Source organism: Agrobacterium sp. 10MFCol1.1, assembly GCF_000381165.1.
Classification (GTDB): Bacteria; Pseudomonadota; Alphaproteobacteria; order Rhizobiales; family Rhizobiaceae; genus Agrobacterium; species Agrobacterium tumefaciens.
Genome location: NZ_KB906074.1, coordinates 227,537 through 247,613, shown reverse-complemented (window position 1 = coordinate 247,613; position 20,077 = coordinate 227,537). Strand labels below are relative to the sequence as shown.

The window sequence follows — 20,077 nt, the reverse complement described above, 5'->3', positions numbered from 1 at the left end:
ATGAGGTGGAGAAGTCCGCTCAATGCCCAATCGTCTTCGAAAACACATTGACGATCACCACCCCGGTCACGATGAACCCAAGACCAACCACCGCAGCAATATCGAGCGTCTGGCGGAACACGAAATAGCCAATGCTGGAAATGAGTACGATGCCAAGCCCGCTCCAGATCGCATAGGCAACGCCGACCGGCAGCGCCCGGAGCGTGAACGACAGGAGATAAAAGGCCGCACCGTAAAACAGAGCCATCAGCACCGTCGGCAACAGCTTGGTGAATTGCTGCGATTGCTGCAGAAAGGAAGTTGCGATGACCTCGCAGACGATAGCCGCGACAAGCGCCCCATAAGTCAAAACAGCCGCGTTCATCGTTCCACTTCCTTTTTCGTCTGGGCGATCATCCGGGCCCTCAGAGCCGCCCTGTCGCCACCCGCTTTACCGTCGTCGGCCAGTAGATCGGCAAACCAGATGCCGTCAGCCGCAAGCCGCACCATCTCCAGGACCACCCCGTCATCCGTTTCTTTATGACGGGCAAGGCGCCCCTCAATCCAGCTGTTCCACATGCGCCGAAGCGACGGTTCACCGACCATGGAAACCGAGATCGCTGCCCATTGCCTGCCCGAATCCCTGCCCCGATCCGAGAAAACCGCGTTCACATATGCCCTTGTGAAGCTCCCAAAAGCTTCACAATCCTGTGAGATGAGGTCGTCGATCTCAGTGTCCAGAGCCGCCAGAAGGTCAGTCATCACCGCTTCCAGCAGCACCTGCTTGGAGGGAAAATGATGAAACAACCCACCCTTCGTCACCCCGGCGGCATCGGCCACTGCCTGCACGGAAAGCGCCGCAACCCCCTGCTCGGCAGCGAGTTTCGCCGCGCAATCGAGAAGATTGCGGCGCACGATCTCAGGCTGCTTTTTGCGTTCATGTGCATTTGTCATGGTCGCAAACATACCGGATGGTTGGTTTCTTTGCAAGGAAATTGTGAGGGCGACGGCCGACTTGAATTTCATACTTAATTAAGCATGAAAGCGATCTCTAAAGTTTTAGCGGTTTTGTTGCCGGAAAGTGTCAGTAAAACTTCGCCCATCGCGGCGATCGAACATAAAGGGGTGGACCATGTCGGGAACGATCAAACGGGGAATGGCGGGCGCATGGGTATTCGCACTCGCCTTCTTTTGCGCGATCCTCTCATTGCAGGCATCGCCTGCGCAGGCCGGTTATGCCCATTTCATCATGGATGCCAATACCGGCAAGGTCCTCGCCGCGCAGAACGCCGATGTGCTGAACCACCCGGCATCGCTGACCAAGATGATGACGCTCTACATGACCTTCGAGGCGTTGCACGCCGGCCGAATTCGCTGGGACCAGAAGATAAGGATGTCCAGGAACGGCGCAGCCGTCATCCCCTCGAAGCTTTATGTGCGTGAGGGCCAGACGTTTACGGTGCGCGAAGCCGTCTACGGCATGATCGTCAAATCCGCCAATGACATGGCGGAAGGCATGGGTGACCATCTCGGTGGGTCCGAGGCACAATTTGCGCAGATGATGACCCGTAAGGCCCGCCAGCTTGGCATGACCAAGACGGTTTTCCGCAACGCCTCCGGCCTGCCCAGCAAATCGCAGGTGACGACGGCGCGCGACATGGCAAAACTCGGCCTTGCGCTGCAGCGCGACTTTCCGAAAGAATACGGCCTCTTTGCCATGGAATCCTTCAGCTTCCGGGGCAAGCGCATCCGTGGCCACAATAATCTGATGTATCGCTATCAGGGCATGGACGGCATCAAGACCGGTTACACCAATGCGTCGGGCTTCAACCTCGTCAGCGCCATCAATCACAATGGCCGCCGTGTCGTTGGCGTCGTGCTGGGCGGCAAGACCGCGCGCAGCCGCGATGCGCAGATGGCTGCTCTGCTGGACAAGGCGATGCCGCAGGCCTCGAGAAACCGTAATACCGAACAGCTGGTGGCAAGCGCCAATGTCAGCCGCACCTTCGACGTGCCGCCCGCAGCCGTCCCTCCGGCAACCGTACCATTGCCGATGTTTGCCGAGCGTCGCGCCGATCCGATCGCCATGCAGATCGCCACGGCGAACAGCCAGATGGCGGATATGATCCAGGTCTCTGCCATTCCGAAACCCGCACCCGCTGCACAAATGACCGGCCAACGCAGCCGCTGGGAAGTGCAGATCGCCGCCACCGACAGCGAAGCTGCCGCCCGCTCGCTGCTCGCCAATGCCCGCTCCAACATCGCCGGCAGCTACTCCGGCATCGCGCCCTATACCGAAGCGGTGCAAAGCGGATCGGCAACGCTCTACCGCGCCCGCTTTACCGGCTTTGAAGACCAGTCTTCGGCGGTTTCCGCCTGTAAGGAGTTGAAGGCGCAGTCTTATGCCTGCGTTGTCATGAACAGCGAAGGGTGAGTTCTACCGCTTGAGCCAACCGTTTTCCAACGCATCGGCCAGATACGGAATGCCGTTGACCTTCGCCATTTCGGCCATGGCAAGATTATCGTAGCGTATCTGCCGGAAATAGACCTGCCAGCCGCGTGCGGTTTCTTCGAGCACGGCGTAGCTAGCAAGCGGATGACCAACCTCGACATGATGGTCAAACGGCGTGTCATCCTTCCAGCCGGGGCAGCCGACGCTGCCGGGATTGACGATCAGGCGGCCATCGGAGAGCTGCACGGTGCGGGCGATATGTGTGTGGCCGCACAACATCAGCGGCTGGGTGATGCCATCAGCCATGGCCTCGATTTCGGAAAGCGGTCGCAATTTCAGCACCCCTTCCGTCGAAAGCGTCTCCAGCCAGTACTCCAGATCACGGCGCGGCGAGCCGTGGCAGCAATAGGCGACGTCCTTGAACACCATGCTGAACGGCAGGGTGTGCAGCCAGTCCAGATGCGCGGCGGTCAGCTGCGCATGCGCCGGCCTCTCCCAGCTGCCCATCTCTTCCGGGGCGCGCTCGATCAATTCGCGATCATGATTGCCGAGAACGCTGGGTATCCAGTTGCCAACCAGCACATCGCCGGTAAAACCCGCTTCCAGCGGACCACTGAAGCAATCGCCGAGATTGACGATGTCCTTGATGCCCAGCCTCGCGATATCCTCAAGCACGGCCTCCAGTGCGGCGCAGTTTCCATGAATATCGGCAATGGCGGCAAAGATCATGGCGGTCAGCTTCCTCGATAGGTGGAGTAACTATAGGGCGAAAGCAGAAGCGGCACATGGTAATGGCCGCTCTCGTCGGCAATGCCGAAACGGATGGGGATGATGTCGAGAAAGGCGGGTTCCGCCAGGGTGACGCCCTTGCCACGCAGATAATCGCCCGCATGGAAAACCAGCTCGTATTCCCCGGCCTTGAAACTGTCGCCCACAAGTAGCGGCCCGCCATCAACGCGGCCATCGCTATTGGTCTTAACCGTCTTAATCTTCTCGCGACGATCACCCGAGAGCCGGTAAAGCTCGATCGTCAGCCCTTCGGCGGGCGTGCCATGGGCGGCATCGAGGACGTGGGTGGTCAAACCGGTCATAGGCTAGGCTCCGCGATCATGTAGGGCGCATCGAAAAAATGCTCTTCCAGATTGTTGCCCGGCCCCTCGCGATCGGCAACCAGAAAATCCGAAATCGCCTGCAGCGGCATCAACGGATAATGCCATACGTTGCGGCGGTAGTTCACGCCCTGATCGCCGCCCGCCAGAAAAGCCTGCGGCCGACCAGGCTTACCGCCCTCGTCCTCGGCAACGACGACAAGGAAAGGCCTGCCGGACAGCGGCGAGAAACTCTGGCTGCCGAGCGGATGCCGCTCCATCATCTCGATAGTATGGGGAAAGGTACGCGGCTGTCCGCGGAAAATATTGAGGATGATGCGCGCACCCTCGCCCGCTGCCTCGGGTGCCGCAAGCGCATGATGCCGCTCGGTCTGGCCGCCATTGATGTGGCGCATGGAAGAGGGTGTAATTTCGATCACATCACCGAAGGATGCGAACGCCTCTTTGGTGAGAGGCTTGATCTCGAGAAAATCAGTCAAATGTCATTCACCTTGGGCATGCCAGTTTCGGAGGAGTGAGAGACGCGCCTGCAAATCCGGAATGCTCTGCGTTATCGTTTTCCAGACGACCGAGAGTTCCGCCCGAAAATAATCATGCACGATCAAATTGCGCATACCCTTCATCTTAATCCAGGGGATTTCCGGGTGCTGCTGTAAAAACGCGGGGTAATACTTGTCCAGTTTTGCGACCGCCTCGCCAATCAGGGCAAGGCACATCATCACCGCCATCTGGGTTCGCGTATCGGAAGAAAAAGTGGCCTCATCCATATCCTGAATGAAATCCCGTATTCGGGAGGCGGCAACGTCCATCTCCTTCAGGTAGAGCAGAAGCCGATCCGTACTCATACTGCTTTGGCTTCCATCAGAACACGCGCCCGGATATCCGAGTGCAGGCCGCCTGAGGTGACGACGTCAACCTCGACACCGAGGATAGTCTTCAGTTCCTCCAGCAATCCGCCAAGATCGAACAGAGTGGTCCCCGGCAACGCATCCACCAGAATATCCAGATCGCTGTCCGGCCTGTCTTCGCCACGGGCGACGGAACCGAACACGCGCGGGTTTGCCGCGTTGAAGCGCTTCGTTGCTTCGCGGATCGCTTCCCTGTTCTTTTCCAGCACCTCGGAGGGTCTCATGGCCTCAGTCTCCAGATAGCACGAGTATAGCGGAACGACCGCCGCTCGCCAATTCAACCCTCGGGCAGCATCGAGGAAAGGCGCAGCCAGGCGATCTTTTCCACCTGCGCCGTCGCCGTCGCAAATTCTGTCGCCGCATCATTGCCGATACGCGTCTCGAAGGCGGAGAGAATATCGTGCCTGTTCAGCCCCTTGACTGCAATGATGAATGGAAAGCCGAATTTTTGCGTATAGGCGGAGTTCAGCTCGGTGAAGCGCGCATGCTCCTCGGGCGAAAGCCGGTCAAGCCCTGCGCCCGCCTGTTCATTGCGGCTATCGGCGGTCAACTCACCTGCTATTGCGAGCTTGCCGGCAAGATCAGGATGCGCGCGCAAAACACCCAGCCGTTCCGCTTCGGAGGCGGCACGAAACTGCGCGCATAATCCGCCATGAACCGCCTTCGCTGTTAACTCCAGACCTGCGCCTCCGACATCATAGGCCCGTTCGGCGATAAAAGGCGAATGTTCGAACACACCGCCGAAACGGCTGACAAATTCATCTCGCGTCAGCATCAGAGCGCTCCCGGCTTGTGGTTTTCATGCCAGTGACGAGCGATCTCGATACGCTGCGGGATCCACACCTTTTCATGGCCCAGCACATATTCGATGAAACGGCGAAGGGCTGCGGCGCGGCCGGGACGGCCGACGAGACGGCAATGCAGGCCGACGCTCATCATCTTCGGCGCGCCTTCAAGCCCTTCCTGATAAAGAACGTCGAAAGCGTCTTTCAGATAGGCGAAGAACTGGTCGCCGGAATTGAAACCCTGCGGCGTGGCGAAACGCATATCATTGGTGTCGAGCGTGTAGGGAATGATCAGGAACGGTTCATCCTGCAATCCCTTCACCCAATAGGGCAGATCGTCGGCATAGGAATCGGACGAATAGAGAAAACCGCCCTCTTCCATGACGAGACGCAACGTATTGTCCGAAGGCTTGCCCTGATACATGCCAAAGGGGCGCTCGCCCGTCAGCTCCGTATGCAGGCGCACGGCTTCGGCAATATGCTTGCGCTCTTCCTCCTCGGAAAAATCCTTGTATTCCAGCCAGCGATAACCGTGGCTGGCGATTTCCCAACCCGCTTCCTTCATTGCCGCAACGGCTTGCGGGTTGCGCGCCATGGCAGCGGTCACGCCATAAACAGTTGTGGTGACGCCGAGATCGGTGAACATGCGCCACAGCCGCCAGAAACCGGCGCGTGAACCATATTCGTAGATCGATTCCATGTTCAGGTTGCGCTGGCCCGGCCACGGCTGCGCGCCGACGATTTCCGACAGCAGCGATTCCGACGCCTTGTCGTTGTCGAGAATGCAGCTTTCGCCGCCCTCTTCGTAATTGATGACGAATTGCACGGCGATGCGCGCGCCGCCCGGCCATTTCGGATCGGGACTATTGCGGCCGTAGCCCACCAGATTGCGGGAGTAATTCTCGGAAATCATTCAGCCACCCAAAACACCTCTCCCGAAGCGGAACCCGCTTCTGGAAGACATGAGCAAAACAACCATCCGAAGGTGTCTGCCCGACACGGGTAAACACGACACGCTTCAGACATGCGATGCACGGACGGTAGCATCCGCATTCGGAATGTCGAGAGCAATTTTGCCGACATTCCGATGCTTTTTTGTGTACGATTTCTGCGGGGCGCTTCTCAGGCGATCTTTCGGGCGGAAACACGACCCATGGGGTGCAGCGAGTGCACCCGGAAAGGCGCACCGGGTTCATCCTCGATGAAAAGCGCAAGGCTGGAAAATGACAGAGGCCGGGTGAGCAGCGGCTCGAAAACCTTGCGCACGGCACGCTCGATCCTCTGGCTGCTGGAAGGCTCGACACCGCCCGTCAGCGACATCTGAAAACGGAACTCGTCCATCACATGCGGGCTGCCCCAGCGATGCAGATTGGTCAGCTGCGAAGCCGAAAGCCGGTCGGGATCCGCCCGCTCGATTTCCGCCTCGGAGAGCGGCGCGCGGTAGCGGTCGAATTCCTGCACCACACGGGCTGCGAAAAAATTCAGCACTTCGCAGGGGCGCTCGGGAACGAGGCTGAAGACATTGTCATGCCGCGCCACTATAAGTTGTGGCAGCGTGAAGGGGTCCTGCCTGCCGGAAAAATACATCAGGTCGCGCAACAAGGCGGCCTCGGAATGACCTTCGGCAAGACGGAACGGGGCCTTTATGGTGCCGTGGAAACCATAACGGCGCGGCAGGGCGGTATGGTAGGAAATCTCCTGCATGCCGAGATCGATCATGCCCGGCGGCTCCACCGCATGGCCTGAATAGGCATCGCGTCCCAGCCACGCGGCAGCCGCCTGCGTCAGCGGGTCGTTGGGGGAAGGCGTGAAATGGATGGCGTATCGCATGCGCTATCACCTCGCCGCAAATGCGGCCAAACGGGGCTCTTTGCAGGCCAGCAAGTAAGCGATTTGCGTGACAGATTAACGACGTGGACCAAACTAATCAGAAGTTTCTAAAGTCCGGACAGCAATACTCACGTGTTCTTGAAGGCGAAAACCGGAAGGCACGTCCGGCGTGTGGCCACATACGGCCTGCAACGCAGCATCGGCAAGATAGTGGGCAAGGCCGAAGCTGACCTTGAAGCCGCCCGATAACGCCACGAGCCGCGGATATTCGGAAAGTGTACCCACCATCGGGTCCCGTCCAACCGCCTTCGGCCGCAACCCGGCCCAGCGTTCGATCACCGGCGCACGGCCAAGCGACGGCACCACGGCGCATGCATCCGCGAGCAATTTTTCCAGCTTTTCGTCGGTGCTGAATGGATCGGAAAAACAATCTTCGCTGGTACTGCCGATGGCGACGGTGCCATCCTCATGCGGCACGATGTAGAGACCGTTCAGAAACACGACCGGCATGGCCGGATCGGCCGCAGCATCCAGAAGGGCGGCCTGCCCCTTCACCGCCTGTCCAAGCACAATGCCGGGTTCCAGACCGATGGCATCGCGGATCAGCGCGAAGGAACCATGGCCGTTCGCGACGATGACATGATCAAAGGCGACCTCGTCGCCCGACGACAGCACCGCCCGCCCTTTATCCGGATCGAGCGAGACGACGCGGCACTGTTCCGCCACCCGCACATGCCGGGCGTTGCGGAGGAAAGCCGACAGAAGGGCGATCATCGCCCGGGGAGAAACCCTTGCAGCCAGCGTATCCAGCACGAAGCCCGCTTGTCCCGCCGCATCGTCCACCCATCCGGCAACGGAAGGGCTGTCACCGACATGCCAGTGGAACCGGCGCCCGTCTGAAACCCAGTTTTCCCCGGCATCCCGCTCGTGCCGTTCGGCAATGCTGCGCAAATGTGGTTTCGGCAGGGGAATGATCCGGCCGCAGCGCCGATAACCGGCGGAAAGCCCGGTCTCGGCTTCCAACTCGGCGATCTGTTTTTCCAGCGCAACGAGAGCGTCGAACTGGAATTGCTTCTTGTCCGACCAGCGGTCCGGCATATGCGGCATCAGTGCGCCCAACAGCCCGCCGCTTGCACCATCTCCAAGACGGCCCGCTTCCAGCAGCAGGGCGTTTATGCCCATCCTCTCTGCCTTGACGGCAGCCCACAGCCCCATAATGCCGCCACCGACGATGAGGAGCGGCACCGAGCCAGGCAATCTTGGTGCCCGCAATCTTGGTGATTGACCAGATTCGAAAGCGGGACTATCGGCATTAGTCATGACACATTCCAAGGAAAACACCGCAGATATCGGTTCGGCAGCCGACAATCCGCCCGCCGCGCTCGACTGGCGTGAGGGGGATATGCCCTATTCGCTAGCCTTTGACGATCATTTTTATTGCCAGACGGATGGCAGGCTGGAATGCGGCCATGTCTTTTTGTCCGGAAACGGCCTGCCGCAGCGCTGGCTTGAGCGAGAGAGCATCTTCCGCATCGGCGAACTTGGCTTCGGCACCGGTCTCAATCTCTGCGAGACCTGGCGTCAATGGAAAGAGGTGCGCAACGGCCACTCCAAGCTGCATTTCATGTCCTTCGAACTCTACCCGATGAAGGCGGACGAGATTGACCGGGCGCTTTCCCGCTGGCCGGAAGTTGATACCGAACGCAAGGCACTGGTCGCCCGCTGGCCGGCGGACCCGAAAGGCGAGGTCGATATCGAACTGGACGACCAGACGCGCCTGACAGTGGTGTGCGGCGAAGCGCTCACCGGCATTTCCGGCAGAAGCGAAGGCTTCGACGCCTGGTTTCTGGACGGTTTCGCCCCTGCCCGCAATCCCGACATGTGGTCGCTGGAAATCATGCAGACGCTGTTCGGCAAAACGGTACCGGGGGGCACATTCGCCACCTATGCCGCCGCTGGCTTCGTCCGCCGCAACCTCATAGCCGCCGGTTTTGAACTGGAGCGCCGCAAAGGGTTTGCCGGAAAGCGTGAGATGCTGTGCGGCACCAAGCCATCCCGCTGAGACGGCTCCCACAGCAGCAACCGGCCTTCACTGTCAGGCGGTCGGCACGTCGCGACGTGGCATCGCGTCTCCCAGCCATTGCGCGATCTTGTCCTCGAGAATTTCGGGGCTGATGGGCTTCGACAGATAATCATCCATGCCTGCTGCGATGCAGAGCTCGCGGTCCGCGTCCTGTGTATGCGCGGTAACGCCGATGATCGGAACATGCCGGCCGTCGGCAGCCGCCTGTTCGGCGGCGCGGATTGCCAGTGTCGCCTGATGCCCGTTCATCACCGGCATCGACACATCCATAAGGATGACGGCGGGATTGTGCTCCTCCCACGCCTGAACGGCCTTCTTGCCATTGCCGACGATCAGGAACCGCAAACCCGCCTGCTGCAATATCTGGGTGAAGACGATCTGATTGACGTCGTTGTCCTCGGCCACCAGCACATCGACAAGGCAGGGTCGGCGCCGGTCTGGAACCGTCGTCGGAGGTGACACAACCCGCCGCTTCTTGTCCGTGGGGCCATTGTCTGGCTGCACCGGCGCATCGCTGCCGCCTGACGCCAGCCCCTGCGGATCCTGCCGGGCGCGCTTCTGCCGCACATCCCGCACCACATCGAACAGGGTGGAACGCAACAGACGCGCCCGCGCCGGCTTCATCAGATGCGCCTGCACGCTGAGATCGGTGAAAAGGCTCTCGTCACCCACGACATCCATAGACGTCAGGAACACGATGGCGATATCGTCGAAACGGCTATCCGCCCTGATCCGCTCGACCACATCCAGCCCGTTCATAACAGGCATGTGATAATCGAGAATGATGGCGTCGATGGCAAAACCGAGGGATGCAGCCTCCTGCAGCACGGCAATGCCTGATGGCCCGTCCTGCACAGCATGGCCGTCGATTCCCCATGTCTTCAACTGCTCCGCCAATATGCGGCGATTGACGTCGTTATCGTCGATGACGAGTACGCGTATATCCTCGATCGCCATGGCAAGAAGCGGAGCGTCGCGCCGCTTTTCCGTAACGTGAAACGGAATATTGACCTCGAAGGTCGATCCCTTGCCGACTTCGCTCACCACATTGATCGTACCGTCGAAAAGACCGACAAGACCGACCGTGATCGCCAGTCCCAATCCCGTTCCCTCGTGCCGCCGTGTCGCTGAGCCGTCGACCTGGCTGAATTTGTCGAAGATGGTTTCGAGCTTGTCTGCGGGAATGCCAATGCCGCTATCTTCGACGCGCAGCGACAGAATGGTCTCCGACGCTTCTGCCGACTGCGCCGAAAGTTCGATCAGTACATGCCCCATTTCCGTGAACTTGACGGCGTTTCCAACAAGATTGGTGACGACCTGGCGGAACCGCCCGGCGTCCCCCATGACCTTGCCGAAAACCGACGGATCGATCCGGACGACAAGTTCTATGTTCTTTTCCAGCGCCGCTGAGGACAGGAGGGAAACCACATCCTCCACCGCTTCCGCCGGATCGAAAGGCACGCTGCGCAGCTTCATCTGCCCGGCCTCGATCTTGGAGAAGTCGAGAATGTCGTTGATGATCGTCAGGAGCGCATTGCCGGATTTGACGATGATATCGGTGAAGGTTTTCTGGCGTGTATCCAGATTGGATTTGGCCAGAAGTTCCGCCATGCCGAGCACGCCATTCATCGGCGTGCGGATTTCATGGCTCATATTGGCAAGGAATTCAGATTTGGCGCGATCTGCCGCTTCCGCGCGGGAAAGCAGCCGCTGCAACTCCTCCTCGCGCATCTTCATCTCGGTGACGTCGGTGACGATGATGAGCCAGTAATTGCCGGAACTGTTGGTCGCTTCCAGATTGAGCCACGTCTTTCCGGCAATATGGATCAGCCAGGAGAACGGCCTGTTGGCGGCTATGTGCTCTCTCCAGGCGGTCAGCGTCGCGGCCGCCTCCTCTTTGGTGCCAAAATCTCCGCGCCCGGCACAATGGGCAAAGAACCCCGACCAGTTGCAGCCCTTTTCCAGCAGCTGCGGCGGCACATCGAACATTCGCGCCACAGCCTCGTTGGACATGATGATGGTTCCCTGCTCGACCAGCACCAGCCCCTGCGCCATGGCGCGCGTGGCGCCCTGCATATATTCGCCGACACGCTCAAGTTCGGCCTTTGCCTCACTGATCTCGGCGTCGCGCATGCGCACGTCGGTCACATCGGCATAGGTGCTGAGGATTTTTCCGCCGTCGAGGCGGGTCTTGGAAATGACGGTGACCTTGCCGCTTTTGCTGCGCACCTCGCGCGGCGTGAAGACCTTGTCGTTGAGCAGCCGTTCTGCGCGCTGGTTGTAGAGCTCCTCGAAGGGTATATCGCCATAGTCATAAAGGCCGCTTTCGAAATTCGCCTCCATGAATTCGCGATAGCTTTTACCGACAAGCGACTTCTCGCCGCCGATTTCGCCCCATAACGTGTCGAAGCACGGATTGACATATTCGATGACGAGATCCGCGTTGAGGAGTAGTACGCCAACCGGCAGGGCATGAAGAACCGTTTCGAACTGGCGATGCAGCGCTTCGGCCTGCGCCTGCGCCGCGATCAGCGCATTTTCCCGCTCCTTCAGCAGGCTGACATCTGTGACTGAACCCACCAGATAATATTCGTCATCGGGCGTCGTGACCCGGCCGAGCCGGGTTATGACCGGAACGGCGCCGCCATCCGAAAGCGGAATGGTTCCCGTCTTTTCAATCGCCTCTCCGGTTTGCAGGATATGCTCGTTTTCCCGCTGGAACTCTGCGCCCTCCTGCGGAAACATCTCGCATTCGGTCTTGCCCAAATAGTCGGCGAGGCTGCCGCCCCGGAATTTCTCAAAGGCCGCATTGGCAAAGGTCAGTCGCCTGTCCTGATCCCGCAGGAACACGCCCACGGGCAATTGCTCAAGCGCGGCGCGCAGCAGCCAGGTCTCGCGGATCTGCTTGCTAAGCAGGGTCTCATGCGCCTTGAACTCCGTCACATCGACGCGAAGCCCCACCAGCATGCCGTTTTCCAGCCGCTTGTTGACCATACGCACCCACCGGCCATCGGCAAACTGCTCCACCCTTTCGAGATAGGGTAGGGAAAAATCCCGCAACTGCTTCTGCAGCCATGCCTGGTAATCCGGATCGTCCGATTTCACGCCGCGGTAGCCGCTCGAGAAATAGACCGCCTCCATCAGCGTCTCAAGCCGGGTGCCGGGCTTTAGCTGGAGGTTGAAATCACTGTAGAATTCCACGAAACGCGCATTGCAATAGACGAGCCGGTTTTCACGGTCATAAATTACGATACCGGCATCGATGAGGTCGATAACGCCGCTGTCGAACAGCAGGTCGGCGCTGCCGCCGTCCGAAACACCCTTCACGACAGAGGGCATTTCTTCGAACACCTCAAACAGGAACAGACTGCCGTCATCGCCGGTGAAACGTTCGCAACGCAGCTTGTAAGGCCCTGAAGACGCTGCACCATGGCATGAAATCACTTCGTCCGTGGCAAAGACCAGCGAGCGGCGCTCCCTGTCCTCGCGCTCGGCATCGCGAATATCGGCGGAAAGGGCAAGGCTGGTGTGGCCCGTGAACGCGGCGGGCGGACGCCCCATGACCCGGCCATAGGCTGCATTGACCATGAGGTAGCGAAGCTCGCTGTCCTTGATGCACGCGGGCAAATCCAGGGCGGCGATTGCCCCGTAAGCTTTTTCCAGCAACCCGCATCCTTGGGTCAAGCGATACTCCACACCGTGCAGTTCCATCCTTGTCGAATCAAATATTTCCAGACGTCGTTGCAAAAACGTTATGTGAGAAAACCGCTATTTGCTATGTGCGGAATGGTCGCTTTACCCTTTTTTAACCATAATTATTCGCAAGCCTCCGCGCCTCGCCGGTAATCGCCAGCCTGCCTTCTGCATGGCAGCCATGCGCCGCGGGACGGCAGCGTTACAAAACTATTGCTTGACTTTACGCCATAAAACGCCCACATGCCGGTCAAGCTTTCACCTTCGGCAGCCGCGTGAGCTGCAGCACATGACCAAGATGACTTGGCCCGCATGAAGGAAAAGCGCAACGAATACAGAAGACGGCGTTTTGCCGCACTGATGCGCAGAAAGTTATTCCAACCCACAAGTTCCCAATTCACGCGGGGTTCTTGACGCCGAAACCGCCGGACAGCAGCAACTGCTCCGGACGATTGGTTTTTGGCGCCCCGAAAGGCATTACTATTGACCAGTTTTAGCGAACTCGGCCTCTCTGAAAAGATTGTGGCCAGCGTTACCCAGCTCGGCTACACAACCCCCACCCCCATTCAGGCAAAGGCCATTCCGCTGCTGCTTGAAGGCCGTGATCTCATCGGCCTCGCACAGACCGGCACGGGCAAGACGGCAGCATTCGGCCTGCCCATCATCGAAATGCTGATGAAGCAAGCCGACCGCCCGGCAAACCGCACCACCCGCACCCTCATCCTTGCACCGACCCGCGAACTGGTGAACCAGATCGGCGAAAACCTGCGCTCCTTCGTGAAGAAGACGCCGCTGCGCATCAACCAGGTTGTCGGCGGCGCGTCGATCAACAAGCAGCAGCTTCAGCTCGAAAAAGGCACGGACGTCCTGGTGGCGACACCCGGCCGCCTGCTGGACCTCATCGCCCGCAACGCGATCTCGCTTTCCAAGGTCACCTATCTGGTGCTTGATGAAGCCGACCAGATGCTCGATCTGGGCTTCATTCACGATCTGCGCAAGATTTCCAAGATGGTTCCGGCCAAGCGCCAGACCCTGCTGTTTTCGGCAACGATGCCGAAGGCGATTTCCGAGCTTGCCAGCAACTTCCTGACGGACCCGATCAAAGTCGAGGTAACACCTCCGGGCAAGGCCGCCGACAAGGTCGAGCAGTACGTGCATTTCGTCGCCGGCAAGAACGACAAGACCGACCTTCTGAAGAAGTCGCTCAACGAAAACCCGGATGGCCGCTCTATCGTTTTCCTGCGCACCAAGCACGGCGCGGAAAAGCTCTACAAGCATCTGGAACATATCGGCTTCAAGGTCGCCTCCATCCACGGCAACAAGAGCCAGGGCCAGCGCGAGCGGGCACTGAAGGGCTTCAAGGACGGTGAGATCAAGGTTCTGGTCGCAACCGACGTCGCTGCCCGCGGCATCGATATTCCGGCCGTGACGCACGTCTTCAACTATGACCTGCCGGAAGTGCCCGACGCCTATGTCCACCGCATCGGCCGTACCGCCCGTGCCGGCCGCGACGGCATTGCCATCGCGTTCTGCGCACCGGACGAAACGCGTTTGCTGCACGATATCGAAAAGCTGATGAAGATCGATATCCCGGTTGCATCCGGTGAACGTCCGGCCGGTCTTGCCAGCCCGACGCGCCCGAACAACAACAACCGTGGTCGCAACAACAATGGCGGCCAGCCGCGTGGACCCCGCGAAGGCGGACGCCACAATGGCGAGCCCCGTCCCTCGCGTCACCACGCCCCGCGTGATGCGGACAACGATCTGGAAGTCACGTCAGACTTCAAGCGCGTGAAGACGGCGGAAGGTGACGCAGGTCGCCCGGCCGGCCCTCGCAAGCAGCGCCGCCCTGCCCGCAAGCCCGGCGGCAGCGGTGGCAACCGTCACGCTCCTGCTGGCGGCAACGGTCAGGAAAAGCGCGCTTCCGGCAACGGAAACGGCAATCGCGGCCGTAACCGCTAAGTAACTCTGCGCGAGCCGATTCCTCGGTATCGCGTGTCTACCTTCAAACCCCGCAAGCGCAGGCTTGCGGGGTTTTCTTTTTGCTCTCAACCGCCCTGCGCCAAAGACCGGCGCCGCGACGGCAGGGTCATGGCCAGCACCCCGGCAATCACGCAGACAAGACCCACCCACATGGCAGGCGTCGGCACTTCTCCAAGAAACACCATGCCAATGGCGACACCGATCGGAACCCGCAGATACGCCTGCGACGTGGTACCGACCGAACCGAGCGTCTGCATCAGCCGGAAATAGACCATGAAGGCGAGCGCGGTTGAAAAGACGCTGAGGCACACAAGTGCGGTGAGCGACGCCGGAGATGGCGACAATGTCCAGGGGCGGTCAACGATCACGCTCACCGGCAGCAGAAGCACGGCGCCGCAGATCAGCGAGCCGGCGGCAGGCATGACGGGATCGAGACCCCTGAAGTTTTTGCTGAAGATGGCGGCACAGGCGTAGGAAAAGGCCGCAGTCAGCACGGCAATCTGGCTCCACAGCGCCTCACCCGCCCCGTTCAACGCATCCAGACCGATGATGAGACAGACACCTGTCATGCCCGCAACAGTGCCGAACAGCTTGCGCCCGCTGACCTGCTCATGCCGGATGATCAGCGCGGTGAGAAGAAAGGTGAAGATCGGCGTCGTCGCATTGAGGATGACGGCGAGACCGGCATCGATGCTCTGCTCCGCCCACGCGATCAGCGTGAAAGGCAATACGCTGTTGATGCACGCCTGAACGAAGAAGAGCCGCCATGTGGCGAAATCCCGCGGCAACCGCAGCCCGCGCAGGCGAATGACCGCCAGCAGCAACAGACCGGCAATCAGGGTTCTTGCGGCAATGAAGGTCAGCGGTGGTATGGTCTCCACCCCGATCTTGATGAAAGTGTAGGATGCGGCCCACAGAGTGGACAACAGGGCAAGCAGCAGCAATTCGCGGGCGATAGGGTTTTGACTGGTCACGGATCAATTTTCCAACTGCGTTCAGGATGAACCGTTCCTAACCCGAAAACAAGCATCTATGCTTCGGTGACGGCCGAAGTTTCCACCGCTTCAAAAGCATGGAGCCCCGCACGGTACCAGCCATGCGGGGCTTCAATGACAGACCGGTGATTGCAGCGGCCGATCAGGCCCGGCGTTCATCCACCGAGAAAGCACCCGGACCGGCAAACACGAGATAAAGGAAGATGAAGCAGAACAGGATCGCGGCGTCGCCCCCATTGAGAGCGGGGAAGAAGCTCTTAGGCCCGTGCGCAATGAAATAGGCAACAGCCATCTGGCCAGACAGGATGAAGGCAACCGGACGCGTGAAAAGGCCGACCAGCACGAGAATGCCGCCAACGGCTTCCAGAAGCGCCGCCACCAGCAGCATCGTCGGCAGGGAGCCGTCCATCTGTGATGCCGGGAAACCGAACAGCTTCTGCGTTCCATGCGAAATGAAAAGCAGCGCCGTCATGATGCGCAGCGCCCCGAGTGCCTGCGGGCGGTAGCGGGAGAGATTGTCTAAAATTGCCATGTTCATGTGTCCCCGTTGAAGTGGTGCGACGCTCGATACAGCGCAATCATGCCTTTATGGATACACGTCTCGAACACCGAAAATCACATTTCCGATATAGCAGAACTCCCTTAAATACATAAAGGGAGTCATTCTACACATGGTTGATTTTCCACCATAAAACTGCGCTCATGTGGAAAAAATCAACCCAAGGATACAGGCATTTTTTCGAGTGGCAAAGGCGGAAAAATCCGCCTCTCCGTCAGGCCTGCAACACCACGACCCTGGAGCCAACCGGCACGCGGCTGTAAAGATCGATGATGTCGTGGTTCAGCATCCGGATACAGCCGCTTGACATGGCGTGGCCGATGGATTGCGGCTGGTTGGTGCCGTGCAGACGGAACATGGTGTCGTTGCCGCCGCGATAGAGGTAGAGCGCCCGTGCGCCGAGCGGGTTGTTAGGCCCCCCCTCCATGCCGCCGGCGTATTTCAGATTGCGCGGATCACGGCGCATCATGTTTGCGGTCGGCGTCCAGGAAGGCCATTCCGACTTCCGGCCGATATAGGCGTCGCCCTTCAGCGCAAGCCCCTGGCGACCGACGCCGACGCCGTAACGCATTGCCCGTCCATCGCCCAGTACGTAGTAAAGACGCCGCGCGGGCGTATCCACGATCACCGTTCCGGCCGGATGCGCGGTATCGTATGCCACTTCCTGCCGGCGCAGCTCGGGCTTCACCTTGTCGAGATGCATTTCCGGAAGCGGAAACTTCTCGTCCGGCTTCGCCGCATAATTAAGCCTTTGCTGCCCGATGCCGGAACTTGCGCAGCCGGCCAGCAACAGCGGCAATCCGAACAGAACACCACGACGTGAAATAGACATGTAACCCCCGCCAAATCTCTAGATTAACGAGAGGTATAATTTTATGGTTAACAAATCTCTAATATGAGGTTGTAGGAATTAACGTGCCTCAACCGGCGCTGCGGGCCGGCGGTTGGCCAGATACACACCCGTTACCGCCAGGACCGTGCCGGCAATCATGGCAGGCGTCAGCGTTTCCCCGAAAAGCAGGGCCGCTTCGACGGCGGCAAGCGGCGGCACGAGATAGATCAGCGAGGCAGCGCGCGAGACCTGCCCGCGCCGGATGAGATAGAGCAGCAGGGCCACCGCACCGATGGAGATCGCGCCTACCGACCAGACGAGCGTGGCGGCAAGCCCGAGGCTCCAGTCCACATGACCATCCTCCAGCAACAGCGCGAAGGGAACGGTGACGATGAGGGCGCCGACATATTGCAGCGTGGCGACCGCCATGATGTTTCCGCCATGGACGTATTTCTTCTGGTAAAGGGTGCCATAGGTCACCGACGTCATGCCCAGCACATTCACCGCCACGGCATAAAGCGGCACAGAAAGGCCGAGCGCGCCTGACGCCATGACCTTCGGCAGCACGGCGATGGCAATGCCGACAAAGCCGAGAAGCAAGCCGGCACGCTGCACCGGAGAGATCTTTTCGCCGATCATGTAACGGGCGGCAACCGCCGTCATCAATGGCTGCAAACCGGCAATAATGCCGCCGATCGCCGCCGGCACGCCCTGCCCTATCGCCCACCAGATCATGCCAAGGTAAAGGCCGTGCAGGAACACGCCGGACAAGATTGCCCGGACAACATCGATGCGCCGTTCAGGCCATTGAATGGAGGAAAACCGGCAGATCGCCCACAATATCGCACCCGCCAACAGGTAACGCAGACAGAGGAAGGTCAGCGGACCAGTATAATAAACGGCATATTTCGCGGTGACCCAGCCGGTCGACCAGAGAAAGACGAAGATGGCCGGAGCCAGACGGTCGAGCGACATGGGAATTCCCCTGTGCCGCGTGATGCCCCGCAACCGGACATGGGCCCGGGACATAAGGCATGCGGCGAATTGACATTTTTACGACTTGAAGCAACCGGTGAACTGCCCGGCCGGATCTCGGCGCGCACCCCTTGGCGAAACACAGCCGTCCAAGCTAGCCGGTATCCCCATCCCCGCAAAAGGTCAAAAGTGTTTTGGTGATCGCATCTTTCAGATTTTCTGATGCCACACCCAAAACCCATCAACCGAAAGCGAACGAACAAAATTTGTGCATTCGCCCACGGCGCACACAGTGCCACCACCCCGTTCCACCCCACCTTGCCCTGCAACCAATTTGCCAATGCCGCATTTATAGGCTGAAAGCGAAAAAACGCTTCTTTTTTAAAACTCTAGGGCGGTAAAAAATCTTCACGGAGGCCTCCGCATAGTTCTTGCATTGCATTTGTCGTTGTATTCATATGGCAAAAAAGGGGACATCGAAGTTGGCATTTGACGAAATGATAAATGCGGACAACGCGCCGCGAAGCCCATATGAAAACTATAACGAGTGGTACAGCCGGCAGGACAGGGCACACCTGATCCAGAAGTCTAAAGACGCGGAAAACATCTTTCGAAAAACCGGTATTACTTTCGCAGTCTACGGCCACGCCGACAGTTCAGAAAAACTGATCCCCTTCGATATCATTCCGCGCATCATTTCCGGGCGCGAGTGGCGCAAACTGGCCCAGGGTATCGAACAGCGCGTTCTCGCTCTCAACGCTTTCCTCGACGATATCTACCACAAGCAGGAAATCATTCGCGCCGGGCGAATTCCACGCGAAATTATTGAGAAGAACGTCGCATTCCTCCCGGAAATGATCGGTTTCACGCCACCCGGCGGCGTTTATACCCACATTGTCGGCACGGATATCGTCCGCACAGGCGAAGACCAGTTCTATGTTCTGGAAGACAACGCACGCACGCCTTCAGGTGTCAGCTACATGCTGGAAAACCGTGAAACGATGATGCAGATGTTCCCGGAACTCTTCCATGAAAACCGGGTGCAGCGGGTGGAGGATTATCCCTATCAGCTGCGCCAATCGCTCGCCTCGCTTGCACCCCCAGGCTGCACCGGCAAGCCGCGCGTCGCGGTGCTGACCCCTGGCATCTACAATTCCGCCTATTACGAACATTCCTTCCTGGCCGACATGATGGGCGTGGAGCTGGTGGAAGGGTCCGACCTGCGCGTCATGGACGGCAAGGTCAAGATGCGCACTACCCGTGGCTACGAGGCCATCGACGTGCTTTACCGCCGCGTCGACGACGACTTCCTTGATCCGCTCACCTTCCGGCCGGATTCGGCGCTCGGCGTACCCGGCATCATGGATGTCTACCGCGCCGGCAACATCACCATCGCCAATGCGCCGGGCACCGGCATTTCCGACGACAAGGCAATCTATTCCTACATGCCTGAGATCGTCGAGTTCTACACCGGCCGCAAACCGCTTCTGGAAAACGTGCCGACATGGCGCTGTTCGGAGCCGGACAGCCTGAAATACGTTCTCGACAACCTTGCCGAACTGGTCGTCAAGGAAGTTCACGGTTCGGGCGGTTACGGCATGCTGGTCGGTCCCACCGCGTCGAAAAAGGAACGGGCGCTTTTCGCCGAAAAGCTGAAAGCCCGCCCCTCCAATTACATCGCGCAGCCCACGCTGTCGCTTTCCACCGTGCCGATCATGGTGAAAAACGGCATCGCGCCGCGCCATGTCGATCTGCGTCCTTATGTGCTGGTTTCAGACAAGGTGAAGATCATTCCCGGCGGACTGACCCGTGTTGCCCTCAAGCAGGGCTCCCTGGTGGTCAATTCCAGCCAGGGCGGCGGCACCAAGGATACATGGGTACTGGAGGACTAAGC

The 20,077-nt window shown here is 59.3% G+C and carries 20 protein-coding genes; 4 read left to right on the top strand and 16 right to left on the bottom strand.

The annotated features are described in order from the left end of the window. Positions 1-19 precede the first annotated feature (19 nt). Positions 20-364, bottom strand: a complete 345-nt coding sequence (locus F617_RS0109545; RefSeq protein WP_019565161.1) for a multidrug efflux SMR transporter — start codon at positions 362-364, stop codon at positions 20-22. Continuing rightward, the gene (locus F617_RS0109540) at positions 361-945 is read right to left on the bottom strand and encodes a TetR/AcrR family transcriptional regulator (protein ID WP_019565160.1); all 585 of its coding nucleotides are present in this window, start codon (positions 943-945) and stop codon (positions 361-363) included. The genes F617_RS0109545 and F617_RS0109540 overlap by 4 nt, the downstream gene beginning before the upstream one ends. A gap of 190 nt (positions 946-1,135) precedes the next feature. Between F617_RS0109540 and F617_RS0109535 the strand changes: the two genes are divergently transcribed. Continuing rightward, complete coding sequence (locus tag F617_RS0109535) at positions 1,136-2,413, top strand: D-alanyl-D-alanine carboxypeptidase (protein ID WP_019565159.1); 1,278 nt, start codon at positions 1,136-1,138, stop codon at positions 2,411-2,413. A 3-nt stretch (positions 2,414-2,416) separates the two neighbouring features. On the opposite strand, the gene F617_RS0109530 is transcribed toward F617_RS0109535, so the two are convergent. The 9 genes from F617_RS0109530 to F617_RS0109490 all read right to left on the bottom strand — a co-directional run bounded on the left by F617_RS0109530 (position 2,417) and on the right by F617_RS0109490 (position 8,383). Continuing rightward, positions 2,417-3,160, bottom strand: a complete 744-nt coding sequence (locus F617_RS0109530; protein ID WP_019565158.1) for a metallophosphoesterase — start codon at positions 3,158-3,160, stop codon at positions 2,417-2,419. 5 nt (positions 3,161-3,165) lie between these two features. Beyond that, a complete protein-coding gene (gene uraH / locus F617_RS0109525) occupies positions 3,166-3,522 on the bottom strand; it encodes a hydroxyisourate hydrolase (protein WP_003513673.1) in 357 nt (118 codons plus the stop codon). Then, a complete protein-coding gene (locus F617_RS0109520) occupies positions 3,519-4,019 on the bottom strand; it encodes an ureidoglycolate lyase (protein ID WP_019565157.1) in 501 nt (166 codons plus the stop codon). The genes uraH and F617_RS0109520 overlap by 4 nt, the downstream gene beginning before the upstream one ends. Before the next feature lie 3 nt (positions 4,020-4,022). Continuing rightward, positions 4,023-4,349, bottom strand: a complete 327-nt coding sequence (locus tag F617_RS0109515) for a DUF86 domain-containing protein (protein WP_256379940.1) — start codon at positions 4,347-4,349, stop codon at positions 4,023-4,025. Between the two features lie 32 nt (positions 4,350-4,381). Beyond that, on the bottom strand, positions 4,382-4,672 hold the full coding sequence (locus F617_RS0109510; protein ID WP_003513679.1) for a nucleotidyltransferase family protein: 291 nt from the start codon (positions 4,670-4,672) through the stop codon (positions 4,382-4,384). 53 nt (positions 4,673-4,725) lie between these two features. After that, the gene (gene uraD / locus F617_RS0109505; RefSeq protein WP_003513681.1) at positions 4,726-5,223 is read right to left on the bottom strand and encodes a 2-oxo-4-hydroxy-4-carboxy-5-ureidoimidazoline decarboxylase; all 498 of its coding nucleotides are present in this window, start codon (positions 5,221-5,223) and stop codon (positions 4,726-4,728) included. Continuing rightward, complete coding sequence (gene puuE, locus F617_RS0109500; protein WP_019565155.1) at positions 5,223-6,146, bottom strand: allantoinase PuuE; 924 nt, start codon at positions 6,144-6,146, stop codon at positions 5,223-5,225. Before puuE ends, uraD begins: the two co-directional genes overlap by 1 nt. A 209-nt stretch (positions 6,147-6,355) precedes the next feature. Next, complete coding sequence (locus F617_RS0109495) at positions 6,356-7,063, bottom strand: DUF1045 domain-containing protein (protein ID WP_019565154.1); 708 nt, start codon at positions 7,061-7,063, stop codon at positions 6,356-6,358. 93 nt (positions 7,064-7,156) lie between these two features. After that, positions 7,157-8,383 (bottom strand): FAD-binding oxidoreductase, encoded by a 1,227-nt coding sequence (locus tag F617_RS0109490; protein ID WP_026330760.1) that lies wholly within the window; start codon positions 8,381-8,383, stop codon positions 7,157-7,159. On the opposite strand from F617_RS0109490, the gene mnmD reads away from it, so the two are divergent. Then, on the top strand, positions 8,382-9,125 hold the full coding sequence (gene mnmD, locus F617_RS0109485) for a tRNA (5-methylaminomethyl-2-thiouridine)(34)-methyltransferase MnmD (protein ID WP_013636666.1): 744 nt from the start codon (positions 8,382-8,384) through the stop codon (positions 9,123-9,125). The two genes, F617_RS0109490 and mnmD, sit on opposite strands and share 2 nt — an antisense overlap. Positions 9,126-9,158: 33 nt before the next feature. On the opposite strand, the gene F617_RS0109480 is transcribed toward mnmD, so the two are convergent. Further along, positions 9,159-12,857 (bottom strand): response regulator, encoded by a 3,699-nt coding sequence (locus tag F617_RS0109480; protein WP_019565152.1) that lies wholly within the window; start codon positions 12,855-12,857, stop codon positions 9,159-9,161. Positions 12,858-13,322: 465 nt separating this feature from the next. Between F617_RS0109480 and F617_RS0109470 the strand changes: the two genes are divergently transcribed. After that, positions 13,323-14,801 (top strand): DEAD/DEAH box helicase, encoded by a 1,479-nt coding sequence (locus F617_RS0109470; protein ID WP_003513690.1) that lies wholly within the window; start codon positions 13,323-13,325, stop codon positions 14,799-14,801. 86 nt (positions 14,802-14,887) lie between these two features. Here the strand turns inward: F617_RS0109470 and F617_RS0109465 are convergent, their stop codons facing one another. The 4 genes from F617_RS0109465 to F617_RS0109450 form a co-directional block, all read right to left on the bottom strand. Beyond that, positions 14,888-15,796: a DMT family transporter gene (locus tag F617_RS0109465; RefSeq protein ID WP_013636669.1), complete on the bottom strand. Its 909-nt coding sequence runs from the start codon at positions 15,794-15,796 to the stop codon at positions 14,888-14,890. Positions 15,797-15,959: 163 nt separating this feature from the next. After that, entirely contained in the window at positions 15,960-16,355 is a 396-nt protein-coding gene (locus F617_RS0109460; RefSeq protein WP_019565150.1) for a DoxX family protein, read from the bottom strand. Positions 16,356-16,590: 235 nt separating this feature from the next. Then, entirely contained in the window at positions 16,591-17,208 is a 618-nt protein-coding gene (locus F617_RS0109455; protein WP_003513696.1) for a L,D-transpeptidase, read from the bottom strand. Positions 17,209-17,286: 78 nt separating this feature from the next. Beyond that, positions 17,287-18,183 (bottom strand): DMT family transporter, encoded by an 897-nt coding sequence (locus tag F617_RS0109450; RefSeq protein ID WP_019565149.1) that lies wholly within the window; start codon positions 18,181-18,183, stop codon positions 17,287-17,289. 482 nt (positions 18,184-18,665) lie between these two features. On the opposite strand from F617_RS0109450, the gene F617_RS0109445 reads away from it, so the two are divergent. Next, a complete protein-coding gene (locus tag F617_RS0109445; RefSeq protein WP_003513699.1) occupies positions 18,666-20,075 on the top strand; it encodes a circularly permuted type 2 ATP-grasp protein in 1,410 nt (469 codons plus the stop codon). Positions 20,076-20,077 lie beyond the last annotated feature (2 nt).